Below are 22382 nucleotides of genomic sequence, written 5' to 3'. Positions count from 1 at the left end.
TTTTCCGTTATCGAATTAGATCCGAATCACGGCACCAAAGGTTTTGCGCACGGATTCTACAACGGTTTCCATCACTTTGGCGACCTCTTCGCTCACCAAGGTGCGTTCCTTGGCACGGAAGTGGAAACGGAAACCAACACTTTTCTTTCCTTTTTCCAGTGGCTTACCTTCGTAGACGTCAAACAATTCAAGCAGTTCGAGGAATTCGGGGTTCAGGCCGAGAATATGTTGCTGAATCGCACCCACCTCGTGATGCCGGTCCACCACAAACGCCATGTCCTGGCGCATCGCGGGTTGATCCGACAACTCGGTCACATTGGGCAAGGGCAGATCGTGATCGGCCAAGAAATCGAGCGACAGTTCCGCGACCACCAAGGGCTGATCGAACTCGTAGAACTTCACGATTTTGGACGACACACACCCCATCCCGCCGATTAAACGCTCACCGAGATAGATGCTGACGGCCTCGCCTTGCTGCAGCCAAGCGGGCACGTCGGAACGGAAGGTCAACGCGAGACCCAACCGCTCGGCCAAAGCCTCAACAAAGCCTTTGATGTGGTAGAAGGGATGCTGCTGGTCACCCTCGAACCAACTGGCGCGATCACGGTCAAAACCGAGCACCATCGCCAGGTGATGCGGCTCGCGGCCGCCGTCAAACACGTGACCGATTTCGAACAACTGCTGGCGACGCAAACCGCGCTTGGCGTTGGTGGCCACACAGGCCAGGAGCGTCGGCAATATGTTGCGACGCATGACCGCTTGTTTAATGTTCATCGGGTTGCGCACCCGCATGGGTTCACCGCCGGCGGCGAATAAGGCCTCGGCATCCTCGGGCGCAAACGAAAAGCTAACCGCCTGTTGCAGGCCCATGCCCACCAAAACACCGCGACACAAACGCTCGCCGACCAACAAGGGTTGCGGTCGGTAGCTGCTGCCGCCCATGGCGGGCAACTCGGAGGTCAATAGGTCGAAACCGGCAAAACGGATCAATTCCTCGATGACGTCGACCTCGCGGGTCACATCCACCTTGTAGCCGGGCGGCAGAACGCGCCAACCCTGATCGATTTTTTCGGGGCGAAAAGCCATCCGTTGCAGGAGTTCCATCACCTGTTCGTCCGGCAAGGAAATGCCGAGCAACTGGTCCAAACGTTGGCGGCGCAGGACCAGAGACTTACGTTCAAAGGGCGCCACATTCATATCGAGCAAACCGATCACCCGTGCATCGGGCTGTTGTTCCAGCAACAGGTGCAGGAAGCGACGAATGATGCGATCCATGTTCTCGCGATCAATACCCCGCTCAAAACGGTGGCGCGCATCGGAATGGATCTGCTTATCGCGACCGGTGTAACGAACCTGGACGGGATCAAAAGCGGCCAGTTCCAACAACAACCGGGTGGTGTTCTCATCAACCTCGGAGTTGGCGCCGCCCATGACACCCGCGAAAGCAACCGGCCGTTCGGCGTCGGCGATACAGAGGTAGCCCTCGGCTTTATGGTCATTGCCGTCAAGGGTGGTTAAGGTCTCGCCTTTCTCAGCGAAACGCACGCGAAGTTGGTTGCCGGCCAGTTTGTCGGCATCAAACGCGTGGGAGGGATGACCGAATTCCCACAACAGGAAGTTGGTCAGGTCCACCAAAAAATTGTGGCTGGTTTGCTCAATGGCGGTCAGGCGATCCACCAACCATTGCGGCGACGGTTCGGCTTTCACGTTTTCCACCAAGAGACCCATGTATTGCGGGCACATGGCGGGATCGTCACTGGAAATGGTCCAGCCTTCCAAGGCAGCGATGTCGCCGCCAAACAGCTTGGGCTCACGCAAAGGCGAACCGTTTTTAACGGCAATTTCGCGAGCAACACCGTAATGGCTCATGGCGTCGGGACGGTTAATGGTGTGTTCGATTTCTAAGCCGTCACCCTTGCGTTCGGTCTCAAGACCGGTGGCATTCAGGATATCCATCATACGATCAAGGGTTGGCGCGTTTTCGAGGTATTGGGCGACCCATTCATATTGGAAGTACATAGTTAACCCACCTTGAATTGATCGAGGAAACGACGATCATTTTGATAAAGGTAGCGAATGTCGGGGATGGCGTACTTAAGCATGGCCACCCGCTCAATACCGATCCCCCAGGCGAAACCGGTCACTTTTTCGGGATCGTAACCCACGGCTTTAAAGACGTTGGGATCCACCATGCCGCAACCGAGGATTTCGATCCAGGTGGTGTAACCACAAATACGGCAACCCTCTTCGCAGAACACGCAACTGACGTCGACCTCGGCGCTGGGTTCGGTGAACGGGAAATAACTCGGGCGCAGGCGGATGTTGGCTTTTTCGCCAAACATGTGACGGGCAAAATCTTCCAACGAACCCTTGAGGTGGCCGAAATGGATGCCCTCACCGACAACCAAACCCTCGAGCTGGTGGAACATCGGCGAGTGGGTGGGATCGTCGTCGCGGCGGAACACCTTGCCGGGCGCAACCATGCGGAAGGGCGGTTGATGGGTTTCCATGTAACGAATCTGGGTACCCGAGGTTTGGGTACGCAGCAGCAAATCGCCGCTGGGATCTTCAATGTAAAAGGTATCGGCGTCGTCGCGCGCGGGGTGCGAGGCGGGCGTGTTCAGCGCTTCAAAATTGTAAAAGTTGTTTTCGATCTCGGGGCCGTCGGCCACGTCGTAACCCAAGCGGCTGAAATAGTCGAGCATGGCGTCGAGGGTCATGCTGAGCGGGTGCACGCTGCCCAGATCGGGGCGAACGCCCGGCAGGGTGAGATCAATGCCGTGCGCCTTTTGCGCCGATTTGGCGGGCTTGCGCGCTTTGAAGGACTGCTCGATATGTTTTTTAAACAGATTGATATCTTTACCCAGCTTGGGTTTCAATTCACGCGGCGCGTTGCGCAGGGCGGTCACCAATTGCGTACACAAGCCGTTTTTCTTGCCTAAATATTCGAGCCGTAACGCTTCTAAATCGGCGTCACTTACCTCGGCCAGCCGCTGGTTGAAATCGGCCAGACTCGCTTCGTAATTCCAAGTAGAAAGATCCATAAGCGTGAAACCTTTAATGGTGGGGGTTCAGACGCGCGCGGCATCGAAAAAGCGAGCCGCCGGGCGAATAATGGGCCATAGCTTATACCAGAACGCACCAAAAACAAAAGCCGGCTTTTTGAGAAGCCGGCTTTCATAAAGTTTTGGGTGGGCCGTGAGGCCGCAAAAAAAGGTCGTCGCTAAGCTGCTAGCGCTGCTTTGGCTTTTTGAACCAACTGACTGAACCCCTGGGGATCACGAACGGCGATTTCGGCAAGGACCTTACGATCCAAGATGATGCCCGCTTTTTTCAGGCCGTTCATGAAAGAGGAGTAGGAAGATTGATTCAACCGTGCAGCTGCATTGATGCGGACGATCCAGAGTTTACGGAAATCCCGTTTCTTTCTGCGCCGATCACGGTAGGCGAACAGCATGGCCCGATCCGCCGCTTCGCGGGCGTAACGGTACAGGTTCTTCTTGAAACCAAAGAAACCTTTGGTAACGCGAAGGTACTTTTTGCGTTTAATTCGCCGTTTGTTTCCTCTTTTAACTCGAGACATGGGTTGGTGCTCCTTGAACTAGAACCGTGGTTAATTGTTTGGCAACATTTCCACTACGCGTTTGTGGTCGCTTTTGTCGACCAGACCGCCCTTACCAAGGTTGCGCTTTTGTTTGGCGCTTTTCTTGGTGAGGATGTGGTTTTTGAAAGCCTTTTTTCGTTTGATCTTACCGCTACCGGTGAAGGTGAAACGCTTCGCGGCACCGCGGTGGGTCTTCAGCTTAGGCACGACTTCGCCCCTTAATGTTTGAAATGGTCAATCGGTGTATCTTCAGACGCGCGCGACGAAAGTTATTTACCTTTCTTTGCTACATCCTGAGACGTCAGGATAATCGCGGTTTGGTTGCCTTCGTTGGTGATCCCTTTCTCAACAGCGCTGACATCCTGAGTTTCCTCAATGACACGCCGGAGTAGTTTGACCCCGATATCGCGGTGCGCCATCTCCCGCCCACGAAAATGAACAAAGACACGGCATTTGTCGCCGTTCCCAATAAACTTGCGAATGTGGCGAACTTTTGTCTGAAAATCGTGTTCGTCAATGCGAGGCTTGAACTTGACCTCTTTGACTTGAACGTGTTTCTGTTTGCTCTTGGCATCTTTGGCTTTTTTGCTTTGTTGAAATTTGAATTTGCCGTAGTTCATCACCTTACAAACAGGTGGATCACTATTGGGCGCAATCTCAACAAGATCCAGGCCACTCTCTGAAGCCAGATCCATCGCTTCCCGGACGGTCATAATACCCGCTTGTTCGCCGTCGGCGCCGATAACACGGACGACCTTGGCGCGAATGGCATCGTTTACACGCTGGGTATCTTTGTTGTTTCTTCTCAAAAAACCTCCTAAAAGAAACGTGGCAAGCAGGCTCCAGAACTCGGGCCCAAACGCAAAAATGGTAGACACGGGCGGATTTGAACCGCCGACCCCTACCGTGTCAAGGTAGTGCTCTACCCCTGAGCTACGTGTCTACAACCTCGCGTTGGCGAGACGCTGAAATTTAGCACCGCCCCCACGGCATGTCAACACAGTTTTTTAACTTTTTTCCAAAGCCAAACAAGCCCTGTTTCGAAACCGCCGGGGTTCTCACCTGGGCCACGGGCACTTTAAAGGAATTAGGTAGGGTGACATTTTTAACAACATAATCGCGTGAAAGACGACTCGTCAAGGTGATTTTCAATATAGGAGTAAGGAAAGGACGAGACGGTAGGGTTATCATGCACCAAAATTAGCCCGACCTTTGATTCCCCCATCCAATCACCGCCGAGCCCCCCGGCGTTTTTCCTCTTGCGAGGGCGGTGGCGTTTGTGGTTCTCTACCTAGCGGCCCTTTTTTTTGGCGGCCATAGCCTTTTGTTAAAAGGAGGTCCAAGATGCTGGACACACTATTACAACAACTTGAGGCCCAGAATACGCGCGCGTCGCGCATCCGGAGTTACCTTTGACCTACCCGGTAACGCGCGAAAGCTGCTCGAACTGGAAGCCCTCTCCACCGACCCCGACTTTTGGAGCGACAACGAAAAAGCCCAAAGTGTTCTGAGGCAGCGCAACGCCATTCAGCAAGATATCGATCTGGCCAAAAAATTTGAGACCCTGATTGAAGATATCGAGGTTCATCAAGAGTTCATCAAAGAAGGCGAAGACGTCGCCGACGATCTGGTTGACCTGCTGCAAACGTATTATCAACTCATCGAGGACAACGAAATCAAAATGATGTTGTCCGGTCAATACGACGACAATCCCGCTATTTTGGTCATCCACCCCGGCGCGGGTGGTACCGAAAGCAACGACTGGGCCGAGATGCTGCTGCGCATGTATGTCCGTTACTGCGAGAAACAGGATTTTAAATGTGAAATCCTGGAACGGCAGGAAGGCGACCAAGCCGGGGTAAAATCCGCCATGTTGCGCATCGACGGGCGTTACGCCTACGGCATGCTCAAGGCCGAATCCGGCGTGCACCGCCTGATTCGCATTTCGCCCTTTGACGCGGCCAAGCGGCGACAAACCTCGTTTTGCTCGATTCACGTGACCCCCGAAATCGAAAACGATGAAGAAGTGGATATCGATGAAAAGGATCTGCGCATTGATACCTTCCGTTCCTCCGGGGCGGGTGGTCAGCACGTCAACACCACCGATTCCGCGGTTCGCATCACCCACTTGCCCACCGGTATTGTGGTGAACTGTCAAAACGAACGCTCGCAGATCAAAAACCGCGCCACGGCCATGAAGGTACTGCGCTCCCGTTTGGCGGAAGTCCAACGCCAAGAGCACGAGGAAACCGTGCGCTCCAGCGCCGCCGCCAAAATGGACATCAATTTCGGCAGTCAGATCCGCACCTACGTCTTGTTCCCGTACCGCCAGGTTCGCGATCACCGCACGGAGACCGAATCGAGTCAGCCGGACAAGGTCCTTGAAGGCGATTTGAACGACTTCATTCGCGCCTTTCTGCTCTCGCAATCCGCCAAGGAAAAGGAAGACAACGAGCTCGCGGTCGAATAATCCCCTGTCGCCTAGCCCGCATTTCTCACAAGGAATTCTGCTGCGAAGCCGAAAGCCATGCGATTACTTCGTTTACTCAATCGAGCAATACTCGACGTAGCACTGCTACACCTCCGTTTGCTCTCGGTCGTAATCTTCGTACTCACAAGGCATTCAGCTTCTCGCGACGAATCCTCGTGAGAAATGCGGGCTAGCCCGTGTCGCTACCTCGGCACGGGGTTTTTTGGCGGTGCCACTTGGCCGCGCGCCCGGCTACAGCAACTTTTTAACTTGGTAGACCTCGACCTTGGTCAAGCTTTCGACAATGCCGGCAGGCAATTGTTGCCGATACTCCAACGCATCCAAACGACTGTCGAACACGCCCCAACACACGCTGTAACAATTTTTGCCGCGAAACTCGCGCGGCAACACATAAAAAGAGGGGTCCGTGCCCGCGACGGCCCGCGCTTTCTCCACGGAAGAAGCCTGACAGGCCAAAAACAAGCGCAGGGTGTACTTTTCTCGACGGGAATCCAAGGCGGCTTGACTGGCGCGCATTAAATCGGCGAACCGATCCTTGTTGGGCACGGTTCGCGGTCGTTGCGGCGCGGTGGTTGCCCCGGCGTCGGGCTTGGGTTGTGGTCGCGACGCGACCTTTACGGCCGCCTTGACGGCGGCACCCTTACCGCCCGCGTCATCGGCGACGGTAAGCGCCGCCGCGGGTAGCGGGGTTCCCGGCTCGCGACGGGCCAACAGCGCGGCCCAGGGTGACCCGGCCTCGGGCTCGAACAGAGCCCGACCCGAAAGCGGTAGGTCCGGCACCTCAAAACCCGGTGCCCGGGTGGAGACAGCCAAGCTCAAACCACCGGGAACCGGCCTCCCCGTGGTGGGATCCCACCCCCCGGCTACCGGGCTAATAAAACGTTCCGCCGGGCCGGGTGTCGGCGCGGCCTCGGCGACCGCGGCATCGGGCGCCTCGGTCAAGTCGTTTGGTTCAACGGGCTCGGGTTCATCCGGGGTGGCGGCCGCGGCGGTTTCAGTCGCGTCAGGCTCAGGCCTGGGCGGTGGCTGCTCCGGCTTTTTTTCCGCGACGACCTGACTGTCTTCCGGGAGATTTTGCGGGCCCTTCTCCTGGTTTTGCGCGCTTTGCGCGACGGAGCCTGGATCCTCCGGTTTTGACGCGGCGTCCTCGGTTTGGGCCGCTTCGGTGGTGTTATCCACCGCGGCGGCGTTGACGTCACCGACGTCGGCAACGTCAACGACGCTGGGATCATCCTCGATCATCGCCAAGTCGGCATCGGGATCAACCGGGGCTTGCGTGCTGTCGGCCGGCCCCAAAACGTTGAGACCCAAGCGGGTCAACGGCCGCACCGGGTCAACCACCCCCCGTTGCCAGGCGAGGGCGAAGCCCCCCATCACAAGCAGGAGCAAACTAAAAAGCATGCGTCGTTGGTAGCTTGGATCGGCACCGACCGCAACCGTTTCTTCTTCCTCGGGGTCTTCCTCGTCCGATTCTTCGCCCCAGGAGGTTTCGGTCTCATCGGCAGGTCCATCGTCCAGCGCGGCACCCAGGGGGTGCGCCATCGCTTCCAGTTCTTTTTCGAGCAAGTCACTGGATAGGTCGTCAAAGCCGGCGTCGTCCTCTTCGTCAAAGGCACTGACCGGTTCGACCTCCTCGATTGCCTCCTCTTCCTCCGTTTCGTCCTCTTCCTCAAAGGCCGCTATCGCGGCATCGTAATCTTCCTCAGGCTCATCCTCGTCTTCATCCTCTTCCGCCTCGTCGTTATCCTCAAAGATGCTCTCCGGTTCGGACACCCCCAAGGACGCACGCGACAATTCAACGGTGGCATCCATCGCGGGAAAAGCCTCTTCCACGGCGCCCCCGGCGGCGCCGCCGATTTCCATGGTCTCCTCAAAACCAGCCATCCCCAGTTTTTCGACCTGCTCGTTTTGGCTAACGGCCTCGGCCAGTTCCTCGGCAAACACCGAGGCCTCATCGTCGTCCAACAAAGATTCGTCCTCGGGATCCAAAGCCGGTTCCACATCGACGCGAATGTAATCCATCGCCTTGAGCGCATAGAGAAACTTGAGCAGGGTAAAGTCTTCGACGTCCGTTTCAAAAGCCAAATGATTGCCGTCGGTTTCGCCGTCAATCATCTCGTAAATTTCTTGGGCAAAGTCGGCGACCTGAACCTGGTCAAAATGAACCGGGCGATCCTCAACCTTATGGGCGACAAACCCGAGATCTTCGCCAAACTGAGACGAAATCCAGGCGCGATCTTCCATTTCGAGAAAGGCTTTGAAGAAGTCGGCGGGAAACTCAAGCGGCAGGTTCACCACCCCGTCCGGGAGCTCGGCTTCCTGCACCTCGTAACGCCCCTCCCGCGCGGTCAACGCACCTTTAAAGGTGTGGTACACCTGAGCCCGGGCGCCCTCGATTAACTCTTGCTGGGTAATCAAACCCATGTCGACCAAATTGCGCCCAACGGAGATTTCCGGCCGGAAATTGGGCTCAACGGCCTCGAACTGCTCCTCGGTAAAACGGCCTTGGCCCATCAAGACCTGCGGTAGCTTGTCGGCAGGATCCTCGGAATTGGCAAAAATCACGACGCCGTCACGCAGAAACAGTTCTTTGGTGTAACCCCGAACCTCACCGCGCAGCACACCGGTCACACCGCGCTCCCAGCAGTCGCGCATGACCGCGTGCAGGGCGTAATTGTCGAAGGTTTCCATGGCGTCGGACATACATCACTCTTCGTTTTTGCGATTAGGACAAACCAAGCACGGGGGCAAGGGTCGCGGAGGCGGCCCCCCCTTGTCGGCACGCCCTTCAGGGCAAACCCGGCTTCTTCGCTCTTATCGGCTTTATCGCCAAAAGACGCATAAAAAGTTAACAAATTGCCGTTTTTATTCCCACACCACAAATCCACTCAGGAATGGTGCCACCTGGTGGCAAGCCATCCCAGCCCGCCTTTCCGCGGCCGTTCACGTCACAACATGTGGTTGAAGAACAAGCTGTTGAGCAAGAAGCGGTTGGTACCGCGCCAAAAACCCCGAAAACCCGGCTGATCCTGAATGACAATCACCTTGCCGCCCAGAAAAACCTGGACCGCAACTTTGTCATTCAAGGCTTCCACCATTTCAGGGTCGGCATAACCGCTGAGCAAGCCCCCCGCTTCATAACGAACCGGGGCAGTCAGCACATGATCGGCCGCGGTTAGACTGACGGTGTGGGTCCGCAAAAGCGGGATTTCGGGACGACGGTACCCAAAAGCCAAGGGATGGCTGAGGTCCATCTCTGCCGCAAAAATGGCACCGGACAGGCGCTTGCGTGCCCGGATCTTCTCACGGTCCTGCCAGCGGGGCCGCGCCGCCTCTTCCTTGCCTTTTTTACCAAGACCGGCCGACAGACCCGCCGACATATCGGCCAAATCGGCGCTGATCCACTTGGTTTGGTTGAGCCAACGCACGCTGCGACCAACAGCAACCAAACAACCGCCCTTGTCCAGCCAAGCGCGAATCGGCTGCAACGCCTTGCTGTCCAACCCCTCCAGAGAACCGTCAGGCACGACCAAGTGGGTTTTTTCCGACCAATCCACCAAATCCAAATCTTTGAGGGCCACCAACGAGGTCTCAAAACGGTAGTCGTGGTCCAGCGTGAACCACAGCTCACCCGCCCGGTTGGCCACAATCCCGCCTTCCACCGCCAAAACCACGCGCGGTTTTTCCAAATGGAAAAAGTTGCGCGAACCCAGGTCAATCCCTTGCGGGGTCAATCCGGTTTCAACCGCATACACGACCACCCCGCTTTCACGGGCCGCCTCGCGAACCATGCGGTCGACCTCCGCGACGCCAACAGGCTGGCCGCCGACGGGAACCAGCACCGCGCCGGGGGCCACATCGATCTCGCCGGATTGGGTCACGGCACGGAATGGCTTCGCAGCGCCAAACAGGGTCAAACCCTCATCCATCAAACGATAGGCCGCCTTGGGCGCAAAATACCCGGACCAGTCAATCACATAAGCGTAGGTCGCGGCTTTTTGCGGGAGCCGCGCTTGCGGGAACGCGGCCTTGGTCACGCGCTCGCCTAGCAGACGGGGTCGAAACGAGACCTCGTTCAGCGCGGCAAAGGGCAGGTTGTGGGCCATGGCGAAGTTCCAGGCCGAAACGTCGTAAAAGATGTTGTCTTCAAAGCGGGTTCTCTTTTCAAACAGGGAGGTGATCAAGGGAAATTGAGCCTGGCGGGTGGGAATCACGATCCCCCGCTCAATGGTTTGATCGCCCGAGGTGAAGGGCTCGGCCAAGGCATGGACCTCGATGCGGTGCGCCAACAAGTTTTTGAGCAGGAAATGAAAACGCACGGGATCGCCGTCATCGCCGACGACGTAAGCCTTAATACGGCTTTTGGCGGCGGTCGCCAACGCATCTTTGCGGCTTTGATTTTGATAGGTCAAAAGTTCGCGTCGCAGCGTATGGGCCGCCTCAAGCGTCGAAAGGGTGGTGGTCACCTGATTGTGAACCGCCTCGGCAAAGGTAATTTGGCCGTCAAACCGGTGCTGCACATGACCGCGCGCGCTGGCTTGCTCAAACAAAACCCCAATGGAACCCTGGGCGTCGGGGTAGGTGGAACCTTTGCCGAAGAAGAAATCGTCAAAACCCTCCTCGGTGAAGTAACGCTCCCCACGCGCGTCAAGCGCACGGGCGTGGAAACCGGCAATCTCACGGGTCAGTTCCAGGGTCTGGGTGGGAATCAACGGGTTCTGACGAGAAGGCACGCCGGGCTGAAAAAAGTAGGTCGAATGGGTTCCCATCTCGTGGAAGTCGGCCAAAAGGTTGGGACGCCATTTTTGGAACTGCGTAATCCGCGCCTGGGACTCGGGATGCTGGAGCAACAACCAGTCACGGTTCAAATCGAACCAATAGTGGTTGGTACGGCCGCGCGGCCATGCCTCGCGGTGCTCGCGAGAGAAGGCGTCGGGCACGGGCACCCTACCGCGATGGCTGTTCACCCAGGTCGCGAAGCGGTCCAACCCGTCGGGATTCAGGCAAGGATCCAGCAAAACAATGGTCCGACGCAGAAAATCGTCCTGATTTTGGGCGGCGGTGAGATGGTAGGCGGCGACCAAAGCGGCGTTACTCCCGGAAGCCTCGTTGCCGTGAATACTGTATGCGAGCCAGACCACCACGGGCATGTCGTCGCGTGAACGCGCGGTTTCCCCGGTTAACGCATGGTTCAGGTGCTCGCGGCGGAGCGCGTCCAACTTGGCATGGTTGTCGGGATGGGTAATCACCAAATGACCGAGTTCGCGCAAACCGTGCGTTCGCCCTAAGGATTGCCAGGTCGCGCGCGGCGACTCCTTGGCGAGCCTTTTAATATAGTTGAGGAGCTGATCATGCCGAACATGGTATTCACCGACGGGAAAACCCAAAACCGCCTCGGGACGGGTAATCGCGGTGTCGTAGGTCGTGCCGTCGGGCAGGTAGCGCAGGAGCGGATCGTCGTCGGCGAAAAGACCGCCCACCGAGCACCAAAAAATCAAGAAAAAAACTAAAATACACGGTCGAGCAACGCGCTTCATGCAAACCTACCTTTGGCTTAAGGGGATAGAAGAACATTTTTGGAAAAATCGGCATAACCCTCAAAAAAAACAAGAACCACCAGGCTTTCATTCCCTCCAAGAATTATCAGTCATATTAATCCCTGACAGGATTAGCATGATCATGGTACAAAAGCATTATCAGGTCCTTCTACGTCAAACAACCCACTTCCTTCGCTTAATTTTCGGAAAGGCTTTTCAGGTGGGCAATCACGTTTTCCGCCTGATCGGATTATCCGCCGGCTGGGCCCGCTTCGAACAGTCGTGGATCCATTCAGGCCTAAACCAGGGACCCGGCCCCATCCATTCGTCGACAGGGTTTTCAATCTCACCAGCATCTCTGATACCTATGCAACCGTTCACATTTAAGCAAACACCACCCAAAAAGAATACCTCTACCCCCTTTCGCAGCCGTCTCGTTGATGGGTGTGCGGACCGCCTTCACCCAAAGAGCGGTTACCACCTTATGCCCCAATCAACGGCTTGCATCCCGGTTCGTCCTGGAAATAATCACCTTTTCCCCTCATCCCCTCGTTGTTTTCGCGCGGTGACATCCGACCGGCGGCAACAAACCCAACCCATTCGCGTTGTCTTCCAGCGCCCTTTCAACCCCGGCTTCCACCCGACGTGTGCGGGCACCTTTCCCCATCATCCATCGATTGTTGCGACGAGGTCACCTTGATCTTCCTTTTCTTTATGCTCGTCGCCGAACCACCCACGATTCTGGTGGTGCGCTCGGAATCTCCGACTTACGAAACCTTCAATATCGCCTTCGAGCGCGAATTGGAAGCAGATTTCGGGCACTTCACCACGGAAACCCTGGTGGTTGAGCGAAAAAAAGGCCATGAACCCTTTTCCAAAGCCATGGCCAAGCCCCCCCGTGTCCTTGTGATGGTTGATCGCTGGCCCGCCGAGCTTTATACCTGGTGGCTCGAAGAGAAGGCCCCACCCGATTTCACACCTCCGCCCGCGATTCTGCTTTACAACGTCCAGATCGAAAAACACATTAATAAGATCCCCAATTCAACGGGCATTCGCTTCAACATCCCCGCGGTCACCGGCATCATTAATTTGCGAAGCATTTCCCCCGAAATTAAGCGGGTCGGCGTTTTGTACCGCCCCATCCTTGCGACCCAGTTTGAACGGGAACGCCGCTTGGCCAAACCCGAGGGCGTGGAACTGGTCGGGCACCAACTTTCCACCAAAACAACGGTCAATGAAATCAAAAGCGGGCTGCGCGCGCTGAAACGCAATAAGGTTCAGGCCTACTGGCTCTTTAACGACCCCCACATGTTAACGCCCGAGCTCTTGTCCAAAGCCTGGATTCCTCGCGTGGAACAGTACCGTATCCCGGTCATCGTCGGGGTCAACAGCTTGATGGGTCGCGTCAAACTCGGCAATTTGGCGATTTTCCCGGATATCGAAGGTTTGGCCGGACAAGCCTTCCAGATCGTCCTGGACCTGGAAGACAACGAATGGCAAGCGGCGGAAATCGGCCTCCAACACCCCCATTCGGTAAAAAAATATTTTAATCGCGCCAACTGGCCGCGCCGTTTGTTTATTAACGATCAAATTCTCAACGAGGAATTTGACGCCATTATTACCCTGGAATAAAACCGAAACATCGCCCCGCATTTTTAGGTAAGATCGCCCATGCTTCGCTTGCCGTAACCCTGGTTGAAAGCCCGTACCGGAGGCGGTCGCGATGCCGATCCATACCGGGTACAGGGCTTTCCAGGTCGCAGCAGAAGCCCTTGTGCGCCAAACGGACGAGGGAAACGAGGAGGTACATAACGTGAAATTGGCTATTTTGGGCGGCGGTTCGTGGGGCACGGCCCTGGCGATTCTTTGGGCCCGCCACGACCATCAGGTTCAGCTCTGGGCCCGCAAGCCGGAAGATGTCGTCGCCTTTAACGCCGCCGGCGCCAACACCAAGTATTTGCCGGAGGTCCCGTTTCCCGAGACCTTGGCCGTGGTCGGCGATTTGCAACAACTCGTCCAAACCAACGACCTGTTGTGCCTCTCAATCCCACTCCAGGCCTACCGCGCCTTTTTAATGCAAATAAAACCCTGGCTCAACCCACGCCACCGCATGATCCTTACCTCCAAGGGCATCGAGCTCGGCACCGGCATGCTCCCCCAGGAAATCGTCGAAGATGTGTTGGGCGATGAATGGTCCCAACGGGCTTACACCCTCAGCGGCCCCAGTTTTGCCAAAGAGGTTGCCGACGACAAACCCACCACCGTTGTTTTGGCCGGCCCCCATACCGATGAATTGGTCACCCTGCAGGAAGCGCTGACCACCCCGACCTTCCGCCTCTACCGCAACCACGATGTGATGGGCGTTGAGATTTGCGGCGCGCTTAAAAACGTGATCGCCATCGCCAGCGGCATGGTGCGCGGCTTGGACCTCGGCAACAACACCATGGCCGGTCTGATCACGCGCGGCCTCCACGAAATCTCACGCTACGGCGTGCGCCTGGGCGCGGAACGCGAAACCTTTGCCGGTCTCGCCGGCATGGGCGACCTCATCCTCACCTGCACCGGCGGCCTGAGCCGTAACTTGCGGGTCGGCATGGGTTTGGCCTCAGGTAAACCGCTCGAACAGGTGCTCCACGATCTGGGCATGGTGGCCGAGGGCGTACACACCTGTAAATCGGTGCGCCACAAGGCGCACGAACTCGGGGTCGAACTGCCGATCACCGAGGTGGTTTACCACATCCTTTACGAAGGTATGAAACCCCAGGAAGGACTGCGCCGCCTGATGACGCGCAGTCTCAAAGCCGAGGTACGCAAGCAATAACGCCCGTTACGCCGCGTTTCGCGCCTCAACGCGGGCCTTGGCCGCACGGAAACGCGGTTTGATTTGGGTGTCGACCAATTCCAAGAACAACGCCCAAACCGCACCCAAAACCGCGGCGGCCACCACGGCCGTCGCCAACACCACCGCCTTGCGGGGTTTGACATGCTTGTCGGGGACCTGGGGTTCGGCGGAAAGGCGTGTGCCAAAGGATTTGGTGGCGGCCTCCCCTTCTAACTTTAAGTAGTGGCGATCTTGAATAATCTGCTTCAAAAACTCGCGTTTCTCGGAAATGGTGTAACGCGCCAACACATGCGCCGGCCAGGCCTGACCTTCCTGAGGCGTGCGCAGGTTCTCGGCGGCAAACGCCTCGTCGGCGTCAATCGAGGCCTGTAACTCGTTTTCGTTTACCTTAAAAAAGCGTTCCATACTGCGCAAAACGTTGAGGGCGTCGTCTTTGAGCTTGTCATGCTCGCGCACCAACTGATCGGTAAGCGCTTTGAAAATCGCGTGACACTTCTCCGGGTCGTGGTACTCCACCGTCAGCAACACAATGCCGACATCCTTGGTTTTACGAACCTCGTTCAAGACGTGGGCGTCGATGTTGCGCTGCAATTTCATCGCGGACACCTCCAGTTCAACCTGGTTCATTTCCAACGCTTTTTTGATAAAGCTGTAGTCCTGCAACTTTTGGGCGACAAACTCACCCTCTTCCAACAGGTCCGTTTGAAAGCGGCCGACATAAATCGAACCACTCAGGCGGTACGTTTTCTTCGCGACGGCTAAATACGCAATCCCAAGCGCCACAACCACCCCAAAAACCAACAATGCTTGGTTCTTGCGCTTCCACAATACATACAGAAAATCCGCTAGGGACAAGAGTTCAGGTTCTTTCATGGGTCCGTCGAGCCTCCTCGGTCAGGTCGCAAAGACTTGCGATTATACCTAAGTTGATGGGTCATTGGTGATCGGATTGGGCGTCCCCCGCGATTCCAACCGTCTTTGGCGACAGCGACAGGTCCCCCGCGCCAAAAGGTTACTGATCACGGGCCGGCGATCAGTTACAATGAGCGGCTTGGGCCGCGCCGCATCACCGGCAACCCCATTGTTTGTTAAATCAAATTCGGTACCAACCCCTTTCGGCGAGGTTTGGTGCCGCTTTTGCTAACAAACGGCGCCCGACCACCTCGGAGTTTTCGGAATGATCTTTGTCACCCTCATGGCCATCGCTTTTTTGGGCTTGTTCCTCTCGAAATGGCTGTTCGACGACTTTTTCACGCCACCGGCCATTTACAACTTCTTCTGGAACCTGGCCATCGCATTCCTCTCGCTGAACCTCGTGCGTTACCACCCGGTCGGGACCGAGGCCTGGACCGCGATTGGTGCCTCCTACACGGCATTTATGGGTGGCTCCGCCTTGGTCGCGGTTTATGCATTGCAACGCCCAGCCTGGCTAACTAACCAAACGCGACTGGCTTACATCAATCGAAGCCGTTTCGAAACCGCCCTGTTCGCCATGTTCGCCGTCGGCATCTTGGGTTTTGTCATGCAGCTTTTCCACCTGCACCAGCAATTCGGTCTGGCCACCTTCTTCACCGACCCACAGCGCGCCCGTGAACTGCATAGCAACGTGCGCTTCCTCGGTTTCTTTAACCTGCTCAATGTCGCCAACTTCGTTTTCGGGTTGATGTATCTGGCGCTGTACCGCAAGCCGCGTCGCTGGATCATCGCCATCCTGTTCTGGTCGCTCGCCACCGCCTTTTTCACCACGGACCGCACCCGTCTGTTCTACATGGCGATTTGGAGCTTTTACGTGGTGGTCTACAGCCAACGAAGGGTCAACATCTCGTTTCGTTTCGCCTTGGCCTCCAGCTCGGTCGTGCTCGGCCTGCTCGGCATGTTCATGCTGATCGCCAGGCTTTATGTGAAAGAGGCGTATGACTATAACCGCCAGTTCTTGCGGTACCCGGAGTTGGGGCCGCTCAACGATATTTACATCTACCTGACCGGAAGTTTCCCCGTCCTACAGCAGTTCCTCACCGACAAATGGGATTGGACCTACGGCAAGCACACCTTCGCCCCGGTGGTCACCTTCATGGAATTGTTGGTCCCCCATTTCGAACGCGAGGTACTGGTGGGCAAGTTCTACTGGGTACCGATTCACCTAAATGTTTGTACCTACTTGGAAACTTTTTATAAGGATTGGGGTTTTTTGGGCCTGATTTTCGGCCCCTTGGTGTGCGGCATCGTCAGTATGTGGATCTACATGGCGATGCGCCAACGCCGCAACCTGTTCACGGTTTTTTTCGCCGGGCTGATTAGCTTCTGCGTCACAATTTCGGTATTTATCAACTTCTATTCTCAAATTGCGACCTGGTTTTTTGTGGCGGTCGGGTACATCGTCTATCGCTGGAGTTACAGCACCGAGCCAGAGGACCCGGCGCATTTCAGGGCCGGTGTCACCATGCCGCCGCCAAGCATACGCTAAGGCGGAAAACGCAGCGAGGCGCAGGCCCAAATGCACTTCGTTGCAATTGGATCGGGTGGGTATCACATCCAACAGGCTATTGGGTGGTCAATCCGTTCGACACCCTTTGCGCGGATTCAAACCACCGTTCAATGGGCATGTCCATCCGTTTGATACCCTTTTCGCGGATCCAAACCACCATCCGATGGACCTGTCCATCCGTTCGATGCCCTTTTCGCGGATCCGAACAACCATCCGATGGACCTGTCCATCCGTTCGATGCCCTTTTCGCGGATCCGAACCACCATCCGATGGCCCTGTCCATCCGTTCGATGCCCTTTTCGCGGATCCAAACCACCATCCGATGGCCCTTGTGATTCCGTTCGACGCCCTGTCCACGGATCCAAACCACCATTCAATTGGGTGCTTGATCCGGCGTGTGCTGAAGGTACACGCACACCGCCATGTAGGGACCACCTCTTCATTTAAACGTGAGGCGAAGCCGAACCACAACCCGCTGCCCTGAAAGGGCTAACTATGGCAGCCCAGGGTCAGGCCCTTTGAAAAAGGGTCTTACCCTGGGTCTTGGGGGTTCCCGAAAGGCAGGCGCTGAAAGTGCCGGCACAGCCCCACCGCAAAACAACACGCGGTCCACAGGAATAACCCGACCACAGCGGTCTTGTTGGGGAAAGGTGCCAATGCCAGTCCCTTCAGGACTGGGTTTGCGGTAAATCGTGGCGTCCTAGGGTGGCAGTCGCTTCGCTCCTTTACCCCAGGCTGTCATAGATAATCCCGTTGGGATAGCTGGAGGAGGTTCGGCTCCGCCTCACATTCAAATTAAGAATGGACCCCGCATTGCGGTGTGCGTGTCCCTACAGGACACGCGTCAACAGTCCCCGTTTTTTCCCTCCACATCCGTGATCCCTTTCCGTTTTTTTCCCGTCCCACATCCCTGATCCCGTTCCGTTTCCCCCCACATCCGTGATCCCGTTCCGTTTCCCTCCACATCCGTGATCCCTTTCCGTTCCCCCCCCCACCTCCGGGAACCCGTTCCTCTTTTTAACCCCGCATTCGTGAACCCATACCTTTTTTGACGGCACCTCAGCAGACAGACACCGTTTTCCCGTCCTATCGAGAGGCAGCGCCGCCCAAAACCAAAAAACCCGCCGCAACCGAAGAATCGGCCGCGGCGGGTTTTGAAAAAAATGGGGCTTGATGCGGTGTTAGAAACGTCCCTTAAACGAGAGACGCGCGTTTAACGGGGCACCCACCGTGGCCTGGTGCGTGCTGTGCGCGTTGGGGAAGTACAACGCGTCGGTCAAGTTCTCAACATTCAACTGAATGCGCCAACTCGCCACATTGTAGTAAGCCGCCGCGTCAATACGCGTGTAGCTGGGCAACACCGCGCTGTTGCTGTTGTTGATGAAACTCTCGTCCTGGTAGGTCAAACCCAGGCCGAAAGAAAACGCCTTGGTTACATTCACGTTGTTCCACACCGAGAACATGTTCTCGGGCAGTTCCCGCGGCCGCAAGGTGCCGTTGGCTTGCTCGCCATCCAAGAAGCTGTAACCGGCGGAGATAAACCAACGCTCCGTCAAGCGACCTTGCAGCGTGGCTTCAAAACCCTCGACGCTGGTTTCAATCACATCCAAGGTGCCCGCATCCGCATCGGACACCACCGGCGACTCTTGCTCAATCTCGAAGACCGCGGTGGTCAGGTTCAAGTTGCTGTTGAGGTCCCATTTGAGGCCGGCTTCGATGTTGGTGAAGGTGTTGGGATCCAAGCGGTTGTTGTCACCATTGATGTTGGCGTACTGCTCGCCGCTGCGCGGCAGGAAGGACTCGCTGTAACTACCGTAAACCGACACACTTTTCTTGGGTTTGTAGACAAGCCCGAAGCGCGGCGAAATTTCTTCGTCCTTGCGGGTCCGCATTTCGCCGGCTTTCACATCAAAAACTTCGATATCGAAGCTGTCGAATCGGGCGCCGATGGTCGCGTTGAACTTCTCAGAGAATTTGATCTCGTCCTGAAGGTAAACCGAGAACACCTGCAGATCAACATGGGTATCGTCGTTGAGGTTGACCCCAAAATCGTTGGTCGTCGAACGACCGTCGGAAAGGGTACCAATCCCGTTGGTCAACAAGATAGGACGGTTTGCGGCGAACCATGCTTGGTCGGTGCGCGCACCGGAAACACCGGCGGCAACATCCGCGGCCGAGGTATCGAAGTAAGAATTGTAGCGATCCTGGTCCGAGGCGGTATCAATCATTTCCGCGCCGAAAAGCACCGTGTGATGCAGGGAACCCGAATCAAACTCACCAATCAAATCACCGGACAGAATGGTGTTTTGACGCTGGGTGGTGTCCAAATACCCGTCGAGCTCGACCGTATTTGTCGCCTGATCGAAATCGCTCGCGTAGAAGTTTTGGTACAGCTTGTCGTAGTCGCCGTGAAACGCGCTGAAGTTACCTTTTAAGTTGTCGGAGAACTTGTGCTCCAAACGCGCACGAATCAAATGCGCTTCCAGCTCGGTGGTGTTGAGGTCGCGGTCACCAAAGACCACGTCTTCAAAGGCTTCAACCGGACGGCCGTCGGCACCGGTCGGTACACCACGATCAATGAAACGCTCGTGGTCGGCGTACTCATAAGAAAGGTCCAACGTGGTTTCGGGCGAGATTTGGAACTTCACCGTGGGGTTAAAACCAATGCGGTCACCGTCGTAAAAGTCGCGGTGGTTTTCGAGGCTTTCATAAAATGCGTTGATACGGAACGCCCAGTTGTCGCCACCATCGAAGTTGTGGTCGATTTGACCGCCCAACTCGCCAAAAGAATCGGTCCCGAATTGGTAACCGGTAAAACGCTCACCGATTTGGCCTTTTTTGGTCACACGGTTCAAAATACCACCGGTTCCGCCCCGACCGAAAAGCAGGGCGTTTGGACCGCGAAGAATCTCAACTTGCTCCAAATTGTACAGCGGACGGTAGTACTGGACATCGTCGCGAACGCCGTCGATGAAGAAATCGGCGGTGGAGCGCACGCCGCGAAACACAATCGCGTCGCGGTGGCCTTCGCCCTGGGAAGTGTTGACACCGGGCGTGTAGTTAATGATCTCGCCGATGCTGGTAAAACCCTGATCTTCAAGTTGGACGGCGGTCATAATGGAAAGGCTTTGGGGAACGTCGATAATCGGCGTGGGGGTTCTCAGTGCCTTGATCATATCGGCAAACAAGAATTTTCCGACAACCACATATTCAAATTCCGCGCTGGCTTCCGGGGCTTTATCTTTTTTCTTTTTGTCGGACACTTGGGTGTCCCCTTCGGAAGCTGGTTCTTTTTGGGCGATTGCAGAGGTTTCGGCCGCGACCGTGGACGCCGCGCCAACCATGGCGCCGACACCCTCCTGAGAAAGACCGGGGTGCGCTGAATCGCCGGCACCGTCGCCGCCGAGATCACCGCTCAACGAGGCGGCCTCTTTGGCATCAAGCCGGCGCTCGGGGGTCGTAGCATTCTCAGCAGTGAACGCAAAACACGTACACATCATAAGGAAAAAGAACAATCGCATGCTAACCTCGATTTCAATTTTGAGAATCACTCTCATACACACCCGCGGAGTTTATCTTGGTTGCAACTGAGTTTCAATAACAGGATTGAGGTTTCGCCAACAAATTTCCCCTGGTGTCGGGCACCCGACGACCGGCCCCATCGACGGCGAAACAAGCCATCCGACAGACCGCGGACCTCAAAACCATCGGTGAACCCCGAACCCGGCGCGCGAGCGACACATTATAAATAGGTTACTGAACAGGGAGGACCACTCCCCTTCTGCCCAGGTGGTCAAACTAAGCCCAAGGCTACGGAAAAAACCCGCCCTAGCATTGTCCGACGCCAAATGTAAAAAAGTTAGCCTCGCTCGCCAACGCCCCGGGGCAACCCAATCTGGAAGATCGCGCCCTCCCCAACGGCCGAGGTCACCTCAATGCGACCGCCGTGCTGGTCCACCAAACCTTTGACAATGGCCAAGCCCAAGCCGGTCCCCTGCTCACCCGCCGTTCCCCGTGTGGATTTTTTGGTAAAACGACTGAAAAGCTGGTCGTGTTCTGCCGGGTCAATGCCGACACCGGTATCGGCCACGGCCAAAACCACCTCGTCGTCCTCCACGCTCAAAGAAAGGTTCACCGTCCCGCCTTGCGGGGTGAACTTCACCGCGTTGGTCAGTAAATTGTGAAGCATACGAATCACACCGGTCCGATCCGCCTGAATCTGGAGTTCATCAGGGGCTTCCATCACCAAAGTAACGCCCTTCTTATCGGCTGCATAACCGGCGGTTTCCACACATTGCCTGCCGATTTCCACCACGTCAAAATACGCCGGCTCAAGCGCCGGAGGGCGAGAATCCATGGCGCCCACATCCAAAATGTCGTGAATCAGGGTGAGCAGAAATTGCCCGGAGCGTTTTATTCGGGTCATCATGTCGTGCTGGAGCGGTGTGAAATTGTCGGCATGGGACAACAATTCGGACATTCCCAAAATACCCGTGAGCGGCGACCGTAAATCGTGGGAACAGGCAGCGATAAATTCGTCTTTTAAATCGTTGAGTTTCTGCAGCGATTCAACCCGTTTTTGCAATTCATGGTTCAGGAGCTGCACTTCCAAAAACACATTCAAGCGGGCAAACAACTCTTCTTTAACCAAAGGTTTCACCAAGGTATCGGTCGCACCGGCCTTAAAAATCTCCAAGGCCTTGGCGCGGTCGTCGGAGACACTGACAACGATAATCGGCAATTCAGCCATGTCCAAATCGCCCCGTACCAGGGTGCACAGATTGCGGTCCCCCAGCATCATCATCCGCTCGTCGAGGATTAACATGTGGACCGGCTGGGACTCGTCCCGCAGCATGTCAAAAACAGCCGCACCATCCGCGGCGACCTGAACCGATACGCCGTATTCCTCGAGGTAACCCGAAAGGATCGCCCGTACCATCGGGTCGCTTTCCAGCAACACCACCGTCAGCCCTTCCATGGCCCGCTCGGGTTTGAGAATTCGATTCACGGTGTTCAGTAACGCGCCCGGCTTAAATCCTTTGGTTAAAAACTCGGTGGCGCCTGCTTCAAACCCTTTTTGCCGACCTGCAAAGGTATCGTCCCCGGTAACAAAAATCACCGGAACCATGCCCTCCCGAAGGTGGGATTTCTCCAGCTTCCCCGCGATTTCCCAGCCCCGTAAACGACGGCACACCTCGTACCCACCCATCCTGGGCATGTTCACGTCCAGCGTGATTAAGGCAATGTCGGGATCAGCCAGCACCGTCTTTAGGGCTTGGTGGCCGTCTTCTGCTTCCAGCGTTTGGTAACCGCCTTTTTTCAGTTCGGCACCAATCATTTTTCGGGATACGCGATTGTCGTCGACAACCAATACTTTCATTCCATAACCTCATGAGGTTGGTGGGTGTGCCGGCAGGGCATTA

The 22382-nt window shown here is 56.1% G+C and carries 14 protein-coding genes and 1 tRNA gene; 4 read left to right on the top strand and 11 right to left on the bottom strand.

From position 1 onward, the window contains the following. Positions 1-15: 15 nt before the first annotated feature. From pheT to J3U88_RS27510, 6 genes are all read right to left on the bottom strand, one after another. Positions 16-2019, bottom strand: coding sequence for a phenylalanine--tRNA ligase subunit beta (gene pheT / locus J3U88_RS27535; protein ID WP_207862227.1), 2004 nt, complete (start codon positions 2017-2019; stop codon positions 16-18). 2 nt (positions 2020-2021) lie between these two features. After that, on the bottom strand, positions 2022-3044 hold the full coding sequence (gene pheS / locus J3U88_RS27530; RefSeq protein WP_207862226.1) for a phenylalanine--tRNA ligase subunit alpha: 1023 nt from the start codon (positions 3042-3044) through the stop codon (positions 2022-2024). 179 nt (positions 3045-3223) lie between these two features. Beyond that, positions 3224-3583 (bottom strand): 50S ribosomal protein L20, encoded by a 360-nt coding sequence (rplT, locus tag J3U88_RS27525; protein WP_207862225.1) that lies wholly within the window; start codon positions 3581-3583, stop codon positions 3224-3226. Positions 3584-3613: 30 nt separating this feature from the next. Beyond that, entirely contained in the window at positions 3614-3811 is a 198-nt protein-coding gene (gene rpmI, locus J3U88_RS27520; RefSeq protein WP_207862224.1) for a 50S ribosomal protein L35, read from the bottom strand. 62 nt (positions 3812-3873) lie between these two features. Then, positions 3874-4413, bottom strand: a complete 540-nt coding sequence (gene infC / locus J3U88_RS27515) for a translation initiation factor IF-3 (RefSeq protein ID WP_207862223.1) — start codon at positions 4411-4413, stop codon at positions 3874-3876. A 59-nt stretch (positions 4414-4472) separates the two neighbouring features. Then, positions 4473-4547, bottom strand: a tRNA-Val gene (locus J3U88_RS27510). 381 nt (positions 4548-4928) lie between these two features. On the opposite strand from J3U88_RS27510, the gene prfB reads away from it, so the two are divergent. Next, positions 4929-6074, top strand: coding sequence for a peptide chain release factor 2 (gene prfB, locus J3U88_RS27505; protein WP_423842087.1), 1146 nt, complete (start codon positions 4929-4931; stop codon positions 6072-6074). A 252-nt stretch (positions 6075-6326) separates the two neighbouring features. On the opposite strand, the gene J3U88_RS27500 is transcribed toward prfB, so the two are convergent. After that, on the bottom strand, positions 6327-8798 hold the full coding sequence (locus tag J3U88_RS27500; RefSeq protein WP_207862221.1) for a DUF4388 domain-containing protein: 2472 nt from the start codon (positions 8796-8798) through the stop codon (positions 6327-6329). A gap of 245 nt (positions 8799-9043) precedes the next feature. Further along, positions 9044-11593 carry a M14 metallopeptidase family protein gene (locus J3U88_RS27495; RefSeq protein ID WP_207862220.1) on the bottom strand — a complete coding sequence of 850 codons (2550 nt, stop codon included), beginning with the start codon at positions 11591-11593 and terminating at the stop codon, positions 9044-9046. 735 nt (positions 11594-12328) lie between these two features. On the opposite strand from J3U88_RS27495, the gene J3U88_RS27490 reads away from it, so the two are divergent. After that, a complete protein-coding gene (locus J3U88_RS27490) occupies positions 12329-13264 on the top strand; it encodes a type 1 periplasmic-binding domain-containing protein (RefSeq protein ID WP_207862219.1) in 936 nt (311 codons plus the stop codon). A gap of 181 nt (positions 13265-13445) precedes the next feature. Then, positions 13446-14453 (top strand): NAD(P)H-dependent glycerol-3-phosphate dehydrogenase, encoded by a 1008-nt coding sequence (locus tag J3U88_RS27485; protein ID WP_207862218.1) that lies wholly within the window; start codon positions 13446-13448, stop codon positions 14451-14453. A gap of 6 nt (positions 14454-14459) precedes the next feature. Here J3U88_RS27485 and J3U88_RS27480 read toward each other — a convergent pair whose 3' ends face one another. Beyond that, positions 14460-15347, bottom strand: a complete 888-nt coding sequence (locus J3U88_RS27480; protein ID WP_207862217.1) for a GumC domain-containing protein — start codon at positions 15345-15347, stop codon at positions 14460-14462. Positions 15348-15651: 304 nt separating this feature from the next. Here J3U88_RS27480 and J3U88_RS27475 point away from each other — a divergent pair, with 304 nt between their 5' ends. Next, on the top strand, positions 15652-16938 hold the full coding sequence (locus tag J3U88_RS27475) for an O-antigen polymerase (RefSeq protein WP_207862216.1): 1287 nt from the start codon (positions 15652-15654) through the stop codon (positions 16936-16938). Between the two features lie 1202 nt (positions 16939-18140). Here the strand turns inward: J3U88_RS27475 and J3U88_RS27470 are convergent. Together J3U88_RS27470 and J3U88_RS27465 are read right to left on the bottom strand one after the other, a co-directional pair. Next, on the bottom strand, positions 18141-20303 hold the full coding sequence (locus tag J3U88_RS27470) for a TonB-dependent receptor (protein WP_423842086.1): 2163 nt from the start codon (positions 20301-20303) through the stop codon (positions 18141-18143). A 515-nt stretch (positions 20304-20818) separates the two neighbouring features. Further along, positions 20819-22339 carry a hybrid sensor histidine kinase/response regulator gene (locus tag J3U88_RS27465; RefSeq protein WP_207862214.1) on the bottom strand — a complete coding sequence of 507 codons (1521 nt, stop codon included), beginning with the start codon at positions 22337-22339 and terminating at the stop codon, positions 20819-20821. Positions 22340-22382: the final 43 nt, after the last annotated feature.

The sequence above is a fragment of the Acanthopleuribacter pedis genome (genome assembly GCF_017377855.1).
In the GTDB taxonomy this organism is placed as follows: Bacteria; Acidobacteriota; Holophagae; order Acanthopleuribacterales; family Acanthopleuribacteraceae; genus Acanthopleuribacter; species Acanthopleuribacter pedis.
Note: the sequence above shows the minus strand (reverse complement) of the source record. Positions and strands in the feature narration are given on the sequence as shown.